The organism is Gottfriedia sp. S16(2024), from assembly GCF_050473765.1.
Classification (GTDB): domain Bacteria; phylum Bacillota; class Bacilli; order Bacillales; family Bacillaceae_G; genus Gottfriedia.
The window spans coordinates 5062674-5075463 of the sequence record NZ_JBFLUO010000001.1; the positions used below are offsets into that span (position 1 = coordinate 5062674).

The following is a 12790-nucleotide window of genomic DNA, read 5'->3' on the forward strand; positions in this document are numbered from 1 at the left end:
CATTGATTTATAACTCAGGTTTACTTTTCTCACGAATTAATAATGCACTTGCTAATGATCCAATAAGCAAAAAGATGGCAATCAACAAATCTACATCTTTGATACCAGCGTTGAAAGCACTAAAAACAATATTCTTAATGTGTTCATAGGCTGGCATTTGTTTGAATACTTCAGCTTGTTTACTATCAAAAATTAGCGATCCAGCAAAATCTCCAGATTTATGAAAAACTTCTAGCAATTGATGTTTAAATCCTAAATCAATATTATTAATCGCCATAATATGTTTATCCAATGAGTTGTTATATCCTTCTGTCAACTTAATTCCCAGCATTACTACACCAAATGAAATTCCGACTTGTCGGAATACGTTTAAAATACCGGAAGCCATACCAACCTGTTTTTTATCAACGGAACTCATTGCAGCATTAGATATTGGTGGATTTACTAAAGCATTACTAATTCCTAAAAGGACAAATCCAGGCATTAAATAGCTCCATTCAAAAGGAACTTTGATCATCTGACGCATAACAAGTATTCCAATTGCTCCAATAAATAGTGCACCACTAATCAACCAACGATTGCCGATTTTTCCAGAAATAATCCCAGCCAATGGGCCTAATATGGTGGTAAACCCACTAATTAGTAGCATTTTAACTCCAGTTTCAAACCCAGAGTAACCCATATAATTTTGCATAAGAATAGCTAAATAGGTGAATCCACCATATAGACCAGCCCCTAAAACAAAAGCCGCAATGTTGGCACCGTTAAATGACCAATTTCTAAAAATTGATAATTCTATCATAGGTTGTTTTACAATTCTTTCAGTAATAATAAATACAATTAATAAAATTATCGATAATCCTAATAAACTTAAAATATGCCAATCTGTCCACAAATAATTTTCATGCATTTCTTTTTGAATTAGAGCTAATACCGTCGTAAAAATCAATGCAGTGCTTAAAACAAATCCTAAAAAATCAATTTTTTCATTACTGTTCTTATTGCTTTCCTGAATGAAGAATAACCCTAATAGAATAGCTAAAATACCAAAAGGAATATTTACTAGGAAGATTGATCGCCATCCAAAACTATCAACTAAGGCACCGCCAATAAGTGGACCACCTGAGATAGCAACACCAACAACACTACTCCAAATACCTAATGCAAGACCTCTTTGTTTTTCAGGAAATGAAGCAGTAACAATAGTTAGTGATAAGGACATCATGGCTGCTCCACCAATTCCTTGAAAGCCTCGGAAAATGTTCAGCCAAAGATCACTACTTGCTAAACCACTAGCAAGGGAACCTATCACAAAGATGGCTAATCCCAATAAAAAAACTTTTTTACGTCCAATGATGTCTCCCAATTTCGAGATTGGCAATAACATCGCAGCATATACTAAAGTATAAGCATTCAAAACCCATTGTAAATTTGAAAAATCAGATGAAAAATTTTTTTGAATCTCAGGTAATGCTACATTCACAATTGTAATATCAAGCATTGCCATTAATACAGCTAAACTAACCGTAATTAAAACCAACCATTTTCTATTCGTTTTTTCCAAAATAAAAACTCCTTTCGTGTTTTTGTGCACACAAATGCATATATTAAGCAAAATGAAAAGCACCCTACTTTTCCAAATTCATGAGTGCTTTTATATTATTCGTTGTCTCTTCAAAAGTATCGACAATAAATTCTTTATTTGCTTTGTAGTAAATCTCCCGACCTTCTTTCCTTCTCTGTACAGAATTAAATCGATTCATTAAATCTAGATGACGTGAAATCACTGAACGATTTTGAGGAAAATGCTCCGCTATTTCTCCAATAGTCATTTCCCCATAAATAGAGAGGAATATCAACAGTTCGCTTCGGACTGGGTCTAAAATTGCCCTGAAAAATTCAATATTAATATTGTCTTCAATCATTTTTTTACACTTATTTGGATCATGAATTCCCATAATCTCACCACCTAATTTCTATTATATGCATCCGTGCGCACATGTCAACAAATTGATTTTTAAGAAGAATTCTTCATTCCATGTTTATTAGTTAAGGAATTTAAAGTGGAATGTTTTACGCTGGCACAAAAAAAATTACTTTCAGTTAGTCCTTGATCATTATAATATCAATAATTAATTGATGCAGTTTGTAAGGTATTTTCCGCAATATCCTCTTCATTTAAACTATATAACTTTGAGCTTATGAAAATTAGGCACACCACTCCAAGTACACATCCTGCAAGTAACAAGTAAAAAGATGTTCCAAAAAATTCTGATAAAACACCTGCTATTGTTGTACCCAACGGAATAGTTACCCAAGCAATCATTCTGAATAGACTCGTACACCTACCTAAAAGATGATTGGGAACAATTAACTGTCTTAAAGTCACTGTTTGAATATTCCATGCAATAAGTAAAAATCCAACAATAAATTGAGTAAATAAAATTACGAGAGGCTCTTTGGAAACTATTATTATAAATGGCGGAATAACTTGTCCGATTGTTGAAATAGCAAGTAAAAATCCCATACTGAAACGGTTTTTTATTCTCCCGGTAGCAATCGCACCAATGACCATACCACAACTTAAACCTGCCATAATAATTCCAGCCCAATTTGAATCAAGATGAATTTCATTTTTAATACGGAAAAGTAATGCTATATCTATTCCAGGTCCAACCAAATTTACTAGCATTGAAAATAATGCTAACACAGCAATGCTTGCCAAGTATTATTCTTTGCACAATAATCTAATTCATGTTTAGCTTCGACAATTAGGAAGTAAAGTAATCTATTAATTGTCATTAATTTGTAACATTTTTCACAAACTAACAATTAAAAATAATGATATTATTCTTATGAAAAGAATTTGATTACAAATCTTTTCCCCTTTAAACCTTTTAAATCTTTAAGTCCCTTTTAAAATCTTTAAAATCTATAATTTCCCTATTAGCCCTATTGACTTGACACTCTCAAATAGGGCTCTTTTTTTATTTAAACAGATATTTTAACTTGAAAAAGACTAACTTTAAGTAACGCTTTTTCAACTAAAGCATTAGTTAGTTCAATATGAATCTATTTTTCAACCTCAAGTTGTAATCTTTTTAAAGCTGTTTCTCTCGCTTTGTATTCATAATAACCTTTTTTAACATTTAAGCTTCCCAAGTTTTCAATTGCTTCAATGTTTCCAAATCTTCCTAGCCCTTCGATTGTATGACCTCGTACTGTTTCATCTTCTAGACATCGACTAATATCTTATATGCTTCTGGCGTTTTACTTCTAGCTAATGTTCCCATTAACGTCTGTCTTGCACTTCCAAATGTTACGTTTTTACAGATTTCTTTCACCATCTCCATTATTACTAAATTAACCCTTTATTTTTATTCATACTGCCTAATAGAAAACCCACATTTTTGGTTATTTTATATAATTACATTAAATGAAATACCCCATACAATAATCTTGCAAGGTCAAATGAAAGCGCTTAATTAAAGATACACCTCGCAAATTAAAGAGGGGGGAATCACAAACGACAAATCATACATAGCTCCACCATGTTTCGCTTCTTTGCTCACCAATGAACAAATTAGTTTGTCAAATGCGGTCAATCATGAAATTGGTCTAATGAGCCTAAATACAAGGGATACGCCCTCTTGAGATGACTTTTTTATTATTCACCTTTTATTTGCCTAATTGCCCATGTGACTCGTTAACAGTATTTCACTAAAAGGTAAGCTTTTTACTATTGATATCTGCTACATGACCTTAAAAATGGCGTTATTAGGTAAAGTATGCATCAAGTTTTCGTTCCGACTTTCAGCTTTAAAGTACGTATTAAAAAATAGAGTTTTATCCAAATCAGGCTTTTCTCTTGGCCTTGTTATCGGATTGGAGACTCACAAAAAAATTGTTTCACTAGGAGGAAACATTCATGTCAACCAGCGTTGATGAAAAGAAGTTACTGGATCCAGAGTTTGAACACACTCCTGTTCCCAAAGAATACCGCAAAAAATTATCATCCGTTGCAGCTGTTTGGTTTGGTTTTCCAATGGTATTAACCAGTGCAGTAATCGGCGGACTTATCACTGCACAGCTTGGCTTTAAAGCCGGCGCCTTAGCAATGCTGCTTGGTAATCTCCTCCTTTTCGTCATGGTAGGCTTACTAAGCTATGATGCCGGCCGTTCGGGATTGAACTTTTCTCTGACCGCACAAAAGACATTTGGACGCTCGGGTTATTATATTATTTCCGGATTACTTTCTACAGTTGTAATCGGCTGGTTTGCTCTTCAAGTCGGACTTACTGGCGCTACAATGCATGGGTCATTTGGTGCTAATTTGTTAATAATGACCGTCATCGGTGGAATTCTCTATGTTGCAGTAACTTATATCGGTATTAAGGCTTTATCTTTCTTAGGGTGGATTGCAGCACCATTTTATTTTCTAATTGCCATTATTGCAATTGTTATGGCAATGAAAACCGGTAACTCTGATATTTTAAACTATCATCCTCAAGTTTCAAATGCAATGTCATTTGGAGCTGCTGTAACGTTAGTATTCGCCGGGTTTGCCGATTCAGGTACAATGACAGCGGACTTTACTCGTTGGGCAAAAAGTGGCCGTGAAGGGATTTTATCAACCATTTTCGCCTTTCCAATCGGGAACTTGATTGCCGAGCTTGTTGGAGGAATTATTGTAGCAACTGGAGTTATCCCAAATCCAGCTTCAACCGGTGGGGACTTCATGTCAGTATTAGCGGGACATGGTCCATTGCTTACCATCTTGTCTATCCTTTTTGTCTTTATCAATTTGGGTTCTGTCGGTACACATTGCTTATACAATGGCGCTGTAGGCTGGTCACATATGACTGGTAAAAAAATGAGACCTATCACGCTTATAATTGGTATAGTCGGTTTAATCGTTGCAGTTTCTGGAATTTATAATCACTTTTTCAACTGGCTCGTTCTTCTTGGGGTAATCATTCCGCCTATCGGAGCAATTATGATTATGGATCGCTTGGTTCTTCGAAAGAATGATTCGGCAAATTTAGTAAACTGGAGACCACTGGCATTCTTTGTCTGGATTTTGTCTTCGGTCATCGCATTATACTGTAACTTCTACGCACCACATCTTTCAGTAGCTTTTGTTGGCCTTGTATCTGCAGCCATTTTCTATGGGATAGGCAGCAAGTTAGTCAAAGGTCCCGACTCTATCCCTGAAATGAAATAGGTTGTATGAAATAAAAAGATATGAAAAAGCCGTCTCCTTTTTATAAAAGGTGAACTGCCCCCCAATTGTTAGATACGTCGAACAATTGGAGGTGCAGTTTTTTTATGGTGAAATTTTCTCCAGAAAAAAATTGCTAAATCCAGTGATGTTCATCCTAGTATTCTTCACAATTTCCCAAACCAATTATAAAGAGTTATTCTTACATAAAGAAAGAGCACAATTCTTGCTACAGAATTGCGCCCGATTGTGGAAGATTTCTTTTGGTAATATTCTCACCCTTTGTGACCGCTTAGAAAAGCTCAAACAATTACAAAAATCTCATTTACTTATGATACGGCTCCCAGATATTAATACTAAACTACATCCTTTACAATATGACCATCTGCCATTTAGGACAATAAAAAAAACCTACTATTTAGCAGATTTTTTATTCAACATACGCATGCGTTAGTTTATTAAGATTTATTTCTTTTCATTTTCTTTTGAACTAAAAAAATTAAAGCACCTAGCATTATAAGAAAGACAATTCCTGCTACAATTAAATTAAAGGGACTGTATTTCCATCCGGCATACTCACCTTTTCTAATAGCTTTTATATATTTACCATCAGCTTCAACTGCTATTGCTTTTTTCGTACTAACACCTTTTATTGAATAATATTTTGTACCCCTTTCATAAACATTGGAAAAATTACCATAATAATTACCTTCAACATCTGAATACTTTGTAACTGACCCTATTTCTCTTCCGATTTCTGTTACATACTCATCGCTAATAACATAAGTGTAATCATTAAAAACAACAAACTTATATGCCCACTTCGCTAAAGTATTGTTTGGGTATAAAAATAAAATCATTAATGCCATAAATGTGATAAAGATTGGCAAGTACTTTCCTCTCACACTATCACTCCTAAAATATGTAATCAGTACTTGTTTTTAATTATCTACTCCGATAAATATGGAAATAGCATCCTTATTTCTTATTCAATAATTCACCCGAAATACCTTTAATCTTATTCCAAAAGACTCTAATTAGCACAAAAAAAAACGACTATACAGTCGATCATGTTGTACAACTAGTCGAGTAGAATGGAGTCTCTTTACCTTACGGTAAATTGCACTCCAAACCCTCTCAGAACCGTGCTTGCACTATTAATGCACACGGCTCCTCCAGTAATCATTTACAGAATATAGCTAATTTCTTTTCTTAAATCATAAATATTCACCTTAGCCCTTGGTGTGGGTAGTGGAAATTTGCTAAGGAAGAGTCTGTATTTCTCCCATTTAAAGGATTTTCTTTGACTTCTTCTATTGAGCCACTTAAATATTAGGTTCTCGATTTTAACTTTGAAAATGTTAACATTTGGGATATTATCAGTGATGCAATAGTAGTTGAAGTAGCCAATAAGAGAGCGTTTGAATCTGTCCATAATTATATGAATATTATTATTTCTATTCTTCTTCAACCATTCTTTAGACTCTTTTAATTTGCTTTGTACTTTCTTCCTACTTGATTTGCGTTTCACTCGAAATTTTCCTTGTTTACTTTTTCCACAATAGTGCGTAAAACCTAGAAAATCGAAGGTTTCTGGTTTTCCATTTCCTTGGTGCTTTTCAAGTTTCTCCGCAAGTCGTCCGAAAGGGATAATTTTGGTTTTATCTTCGGCTATTTCCAGATTGAACTTCTTGAGTCTTAATTTTAGAGATTGAAAGAATTCCTGAGCCTCATTCTTAAATTGAAAACAGCACACAAAATCATCTGCATACCTTACCAGGTATGCTTGTCCCTCGCACTGTTTCTTGACACTTTTCTCGAACCATAAATCAAGTACATAATGAAGATAGACATTAGCTAATACAGGAGATATTACTCCACCTTGCGGTGTACCATTATCTGTTTTGTATTTCTTTCCTTCTTCCATATATCCACCTTTAAGAAACCTACCGATTATTCTCAGTAAGCTCGGGTCAGTGATTCGAAGTTTTAAAAATTCTATCATCCATTTGTGGTCAACATTGTCAAAGAATCCTTTTATGTCTACATCTACAACATAGTTTACTGACCTCTTTTCTATATAGAAGTTCAGTATTTTCAAAGCATCGTGGCAACTACGATTTGGGCGAAATCCGAACGAACAGTCCAAAAAGTCAATTTCATAGATGGAGTTTAATATTTTCGTAACACCTTTTTGAACAATCTTATCTTCATGTTCCGGTATACCTAATGGTCTTTTCTTTTTCGAATTGAGCTTCGGAATATACAGTCTCCTAACTGGAACAGGACGATAGCTTTTGCCTTTAAGTCTCATTACTAAATCTTCTATGTTTTCCTCGAGATTTGCACTGTATTGTTCTTTAGTTGTGCCATTTATCCCAGTTGCTTTCTTATTTGGTAATTCAATGTGACATTGAACTAGTGACTGCTTATCTAGTAAATATGCAAGAGATGTAAATTGCATTTTAGGATCAGATTTTGCTAATTCTGCTATCCTTAGTAGTTTTGTTTCCATTTGTTATACCTACCTCTGTGTGTAGTAAATGTGTCCCTATTAAGGGTGATAAACTGGTAGTAGCCTTTCCTCCATCGGCATTACCCAACTTCATAGGTACTACGCTACTATCCGACTCCCAACATCGGCATTTGGCTTCCTTACTTTTTATCGCTTGTACACCATACTCTTCTAAAAAAAAAAGAAAAGACCGGTTGGGTCTCCCGAGTTGCCGTATCATATCAATGTATGACGTGCCAAGGTCTCTGACTCCAGAGAGGCTTTACCATTCTTGCCTTACCGAAAGGTAAAGTGTAGCTTTCTGCTATGCGTAAAGCATCAGCCCTCTCGATTTACTAACATTATGGAGCTCAATCCCTTCAACCATTTGGCTTTCGGCCCGCCACCTAACTGTCTACGCTTAAAGATTAAAGTTACCTTTAATCCTCCAAGACTCGCTACGAGCGAATGGCTAGTTCTTACTCGACGGGAATCCCACCCGTTATATGATACGACCTATGCTCGGCCGCACACGCATCCGTTAGTTTAATAAGATTGATTTAATAAGCTTCATCCTTTTTCAGTAGAACGATTTTTTATAGCGACTAAGCATTCGCACGTATATTCAACTAACGCGCCAGTTAATATGGTTGAACCCGATAACATAACCACCAACTACATTAGCGATATTCTTAGGAACGCCTAAATCAATCAATTTATCAGTATCAGTTTTAGCTTCTTTTTGGCATCCACCAAGTATTAAATTAAACAACAAGATGTGAAAATTACTCTTTATAATATACTGCATAGTGAATAGGTTCTTCAAACCCTAACTTTTCTGCTAATCGTATTGAGCCAAAATTATCAATATCACATTCCCAACGAGGAGCTAAACCTTTATTTATACAATCTTGTATATACATTTTTGCAGCAATAAAGGCCAAACCCTTCCCTCTATATTCTTCTTTAGTTGCAATGTCTATTTCGGAGAATAATTCATTAGCAAATACAGATGTACACTCACATACAGACACTTCTTTATGTAAAACACAAATTCCAAAACCATTTTCTAAATAATTTGAAACAGAATCCCAGTAATGCTTATAGTAAATTGGTTTAAATCCAACATTTGACTGAAGTACATTTTCATCAATTTTTTTTAATGAGTAGTCTTGAGGTAATTCATAATTATCTAGTATTCCTTCTTTAAATTTAAACGTAAAAGAATATCGATCCAACTTAGTTAATTTGTTATTTAAAAGGTCATTAATTAATTGATTCCAAGAACCTGATGAAGAAAATAAAATAAAAGGTAATTTCTTCTCTTCTACTCTATCAATATAAAATTCCTTTAACCAATAGTTAAAAGAAATATTTGAAGTTTCTCCAATTACACAGTAGAATCCTGATTTCGTACCAATAAAAATGGAATTTGGAGTTTCGATATGATCAACAAATACCTCACCATCTACTATCTCTTGCAAAACTGAATAAACAAACGTAGGTATATAATTTATTGAAATAATTAATGGAAAAATATTTTTATATTCTTTATTATTTAATTTAATCATTGATTCACCTTTCTTTATCGTCGTTTTTAAATTTCATTCATGCCAACAGTTGCTTTATGCCCATGCCATTAGTTTTGTTATCCTATTCGGCTAACAGAGTAAAATAATTCTTCCATTCTATTTCATTAATGATATCGTTACCACTTTTTTTCAAACTCTTTTTATAAGTAGTAAGATTAGAAATACCATTGTTCATGGCTTTAGCATAAAATGCATCTAAAATCTTGTCATCAATATACAGTTGCCCTTTTTTGATTTCTATTATTTCTCCAGGTAATCCTACAACCCTTGCAACATTCTTGTTACCATTTTTAGGTGAAACATAATAAACAACTTCACCACGCTGAAATTTATGTTGTTTATAATAGGTTGTATCGACTACTAATGTACCTGCATACTCATGATTTCCTCGGTACATTTCATCGTATAAGTGTTCAATTTCTTTAAAACCTTTCGATTCAACAATTGGAACAGTTTCCAAGGTAGTCTTATCTTTAATTGTTTCTATTACAGTAGTCTTATCTTGAGATTGACACCCTACAAGAATGAGACACATTTCGATTATAAAAAGTAAATGCTTGATAATCCCCTCCTCTATTTAGAATATTCAATAAAATGGTATTATTTTCCTTTTATTTTTCCTACGAAGGAAATTTATAAAGCAATTAATCAGTAAATGAACTTAAAAGTGATAATAAAAATAATGATGAAAATTTTCAACTCTTCTAAAGTTCAATATTTCACTTACATTATTCGTGTCTATTATTTAATTTCTTATACAACTAAACTGCCAAATACTTAAAAAGGAATCGATTTTCATCGATTCCGGAAATTTTGCTATTACTTATGAGTTAAGTGTTAATTACTTCTAATAAATGATAAAATAAATTTCTCCCCTACATTAATAATTTCTCTAATCGTAGAAAAACGCGGATGAATTTAGGGTTTACAAATATTAAAATACGTACCTGTTTGTGAAATATATCACTTAAACTATACTGCCATTTTGTTGAATAAGAATCTTTTCAGCAATTGATTTATTTCTAACTATTTACGATAAAAAACCAGAAAAGCCTTCTAACAGGTTTTCTGGTTTTTCACTTTTTTACTGAATATTAGTTTACCTGTACAGGATAAACCCGTTGATATGACTTTTTTATTCGGTCATATTAATCTAATATTTAGCCTATCGGTCTATTCAAATACTTGGCGTAGTTCAATCTGTCCTTCACCAAGACCATGTGGATCTGGTGCGCGCATCGCCCACTCAATGGCTTCCTCGCGAGATTTCACATCTATGAACCAGTATCCTGCAATCAACTCATTGACTTCAGCGAAAGGTCCATCTGTAATGATCGGTGGTTCTCCAGGAACAGGGTATGTTATACGAATACCGTTGGAGCTTGGATGAAGTCCACCGACTGACACCAGAACTCCAGCTTTCTTCAGTTCTTCATTATATTTCTTCATCTCAGCAAACATCAGATCCATCTGCTCACTTGGCATTGTCCCTGCTTCAGAATCCTTTGAGGCCTTCACAACCATCATAAATTTCATTAGTAACTCCTCCTCTGGCTTAGCTCAATAAAAAAATCGACTTTTCAACCGACCAAGTTATTCAACAAACGCATTAGTTAGTTGAATAAGATTTATATCGAATTTATGTAATATACCAGATGATCAGTCCATTCACCAAATTCAAAAATAAACCCTTTTCTTGTACATTCAAACTCCATTCCAACGCTTTCTGCTAATTTTATTGAAGATATATTATCGATGTTAATATGAACTTCAATACGATGGAAATTCAAGTCTCTAACCGCAATATTAAGTGCCTCTTTCACTGCTTCTTTAGCATAACCTTTTCTCCAATACTGATTATGAATGGTGTATCCAATTCTTCCCCATTGAAAATCGTTTCTTGCTAATGTAGAAAAGTCGATCATTCCCAAATGTGTACCATCATCTTTTCGAAAAACACCAAATACGTGAGCTGTATCATTGCTCTTTTATTATTCTCCAGTTTCAGCAAACTGTTTAATACGAAGTCCAATTTGTTCACGAACTTCTTGGAACACATCCCATTCTTGACCAGCTGGATCATCAAATCCCCAATGAACACGTTTCACATGTGGTGGCGTTACTGGACATACATCATTCGCATGTCCACATAAAGTCACAACTAAGTCTGCATTGTTTAAGATGTTATTATCGATTAAGTCTGATGTTTGATTACGGATATCAATTCCAACTTCATCCATTGCCTTGACTGCATTCGGATTTACACCATGAGCCTCAATTCCAGCTGATAGGACGTTCCATTTATCTCCTAAATATTGTTTCCCCCAAGCTTCTGCCATTTGGCTACGGCAGGAGTTTCCAGTACATAAGAAGTAAATTGTTTTTTTATTATCTGCCATGTGTATTCCACCTTAGTTTAAATTTATATTGTTGTTTCTTTTGCAAAATATTTTCTTCTCATCCACAAGGCTGCGTTAACCAACGCAATCATTACGGGTACTTCAACCAAAGGACCAATTACTGCTGCAAATGCTGCTCCTGAATTAATTCCAAATACTGCAACTGCAACTGCAATTGCTAATTCAAAGTTATTACTTCCAGCTGTGAAAGCTAAAGTTGTTGAAACTCCATAACTTGCTCCGGATTTCTTCCCTAAGAAGAAAGAAACAAAGAACATAATAATGAAATAGATTAATAAAGGAATTGCGATACGAACAACATCTAAAGGTAGCTCTACAATTACTTCTCCTTTTAATGAGAACATTACAATGATTGTAAAAAGTAATGCGATAAGTGTTATCGGACTAATTTTAGGAATAAATTCTTTTTCATACCATTCTCTACCTTTGGCTCTTACAAGAATTAACCTTGTAAATAGACCTGCTAAGAATGGAATTCCTAAATAGATGAAAACTGATTTTGCCACTTCGGGCATTGTAATATCGATTGACATACCTTCTAAACCAAAAACTTTTGGTAATACTGTTACGAAGAAATATGCGTAAACAGAGAAGAAGATCATTTGAAAAATGGAGTTAAAGGCTACTAATCCGGCCGCATATTCACGATCACCATCAGCTAAATCATTCCATATGATAACCATCGCAATGCATCGTGCTAAACCGATCATGATTAAACCAACCATATACTCTGGATAATCTCTTAAAAAGATAATTGCTAATAAAAACATTAATACTGGTCCAATCAGCCAGTTTTGAATTAATGATAGAAATAATACTTTTACGTCTTTAAATACTTTTCCAATCTCTTCATAACGAACTTTAGCCAGTGGCGGATACATCATTAAAATCAATCCAATAGCTAAAGGTATTGAAGTCATTCCAACTTGTAATTTGTTTAGGTTATCTACAAATCCAGGTGTTGAAATGCCAAGAATTATCCCAATTGCCATTGCTACGAATATCCAAAGGGTTAAATATCTGTCTAAAAATGATAATTGTTTCATTCTCTTCTCCTTTTACA

At 34.1% G+C, this 12790-nt stretch carries 11 protein-coding genes and 1 pseudogene; 1 reads left to right on the forward strand and 11 read right to left on the reverse strand.

What is annotated here, in order from left to right:
• Positions 1-7: 7 nt before the first annotated feature.
• The 3 genes from AB1282_RS24435 to AB1282_RS24445 all read right to left on the reverse strand — a co-directional run bounded on the left by AB1282_RS24435 (position 8) and on the right by AB1282_RS24445 (position 2725).
• On the reverse strand, positions 8-1564 hold the full coding sequence (locus tag AB1282_RS24435) for an MFS transporter (RefSeq protein ID WP_429900880.1): 1557 nt from the start codon (positions 1562-1564) through the stop codon (positions 8-10).
• A gap of 64 nt (positions 1565-1628) precedes the next feature.
• Complete coding sequence (locus tag AB1282_RS24440; RefSeq protein WP_390311740.1) at positions 1629-1958, reverse strand: ArsR/SmtB family transcription factor; 330 nt, start codon at positions 1956-1958, stop codon at positions 1629-1631.
• Between the two features lie 167 nt (positions 1959-2125).
• Positions 2126-2725, reverse strand: a complete 600-nt coding sequence (locus AB1282_RS24445; RefSeq protein ID WP_429900883.1) for an MFS transporter — start codon at positions 2723-2725, stop codon at positions 2126-2128.
• Positions 2726-3928: 1203 nt separating this feature from the next.
• Here AB1282_RS24445 and AB1282_RS24450 point away from each other — a divergent pair.
• A complete protein-coding gene (locus AB1282_RS24450; protein WP_429900885.1) occupies positions 3929-5224 on the forward strand; it encodes a purine-cytosine permease family protein in 1296 nt (431 codons plus the stop codon).
• Positions 5225-5679: 455 nt separating this feature from the next.
• On the opposite strand, the gene AB1282_RS24455 is transcribed toward AB1282_RS24450, so the two are convergent.
• From AB1282_RS24455 to arsB, 8 genes and pseudogenes are all read right to left on the reverse strand, one after another.
• Positions 5680-6126 carry a hypothetical protein gene (locus AB1282_RS24455; RefSeq protein ID WP_429900886.1) on the reverse strand — a complete coding sequence of 149 codons (447 nt, stop codon included), beginning with the start codon at positions 6124-6126 and terminating at the stop codon, positions 5680-5682.
• Between the two features lie 281 nt (positions 6127-6407).
• Positions 6408-7736, reverse strand: a complete 1329-nt coding sequence (gene ltrA, locus AB1282_RS24460) for a group II intron reverse transcriptase/maturase (RefSeq protein ID WP_429899052.1) — start codon at positions 7734-7736, stop codon at positions 6408-6410.
• Between the two features lie 764 nt (positions 7737-8500).
• Complete coding sequence (locus AB1282_RS24465; protein WP_390311736.1) at positions 8501-9286, reverse strand: GNAT family N-acetyltransferase; 786 nt, start codon at positions 9284-9286, stop codon at positions 8501-8503.
• An 82-nt stretch (positions 9287-9368) separates the two neighbouring features.
• Positions 9369-9767: a S26 family signal peptidase gene (locus tag AB1282_RS24470; protein ID WP_429900887.1), complete on the reverse strand. Its 399-nt coding sequence runs from the start codon at positions 9765-9767 to the stop codon at positions 9369-9371.
• Between the two features lie 713 nt (positions 9768-10480).
• A complete protein-coding gene (locus AB1282_RS24475) occupies positions 10481-10843 on the reverse strand; it encodes a YciI family protein (protein ID WP_056472999.1) in 363 nt (120 codons plus the stop codon).
• A gap of 92 nt (positions 10844-10935) precedes the next feature.
• A pseudogene (locus tag AB1282_RS24480) lies at positions 10936-11286 on the reverse strand (GNAT family N-acetyltransferase); the annotation flags it as partial.
• Positions 11287-11298: 12 nt separating this feature from the next.
• Positions 11299-11706 (reverse strand): arsenate reductase (thioredoxin), encoded by a 408-nt coding sequence (gene arsC, locus AB1282_RS24485; RefSeq protein WP_056472994.1) that lies wholly within the window; start codon positions 11704-11706, stop codon positions 11299-11301.
• Between the two features lie 23 nt (positions 11707-11729).
• Entirely contained in the window at positions 11730-12773 is a 1044-nt protein-coding gene (gene arsB, locus AB1282_RS24490) for an ACR3 family arsenite efflux transporter (protein ID WP_429900888.1), read from the reverse strand.
• Positions 12774-12790 lie beyond the last annotated feature (17 nt).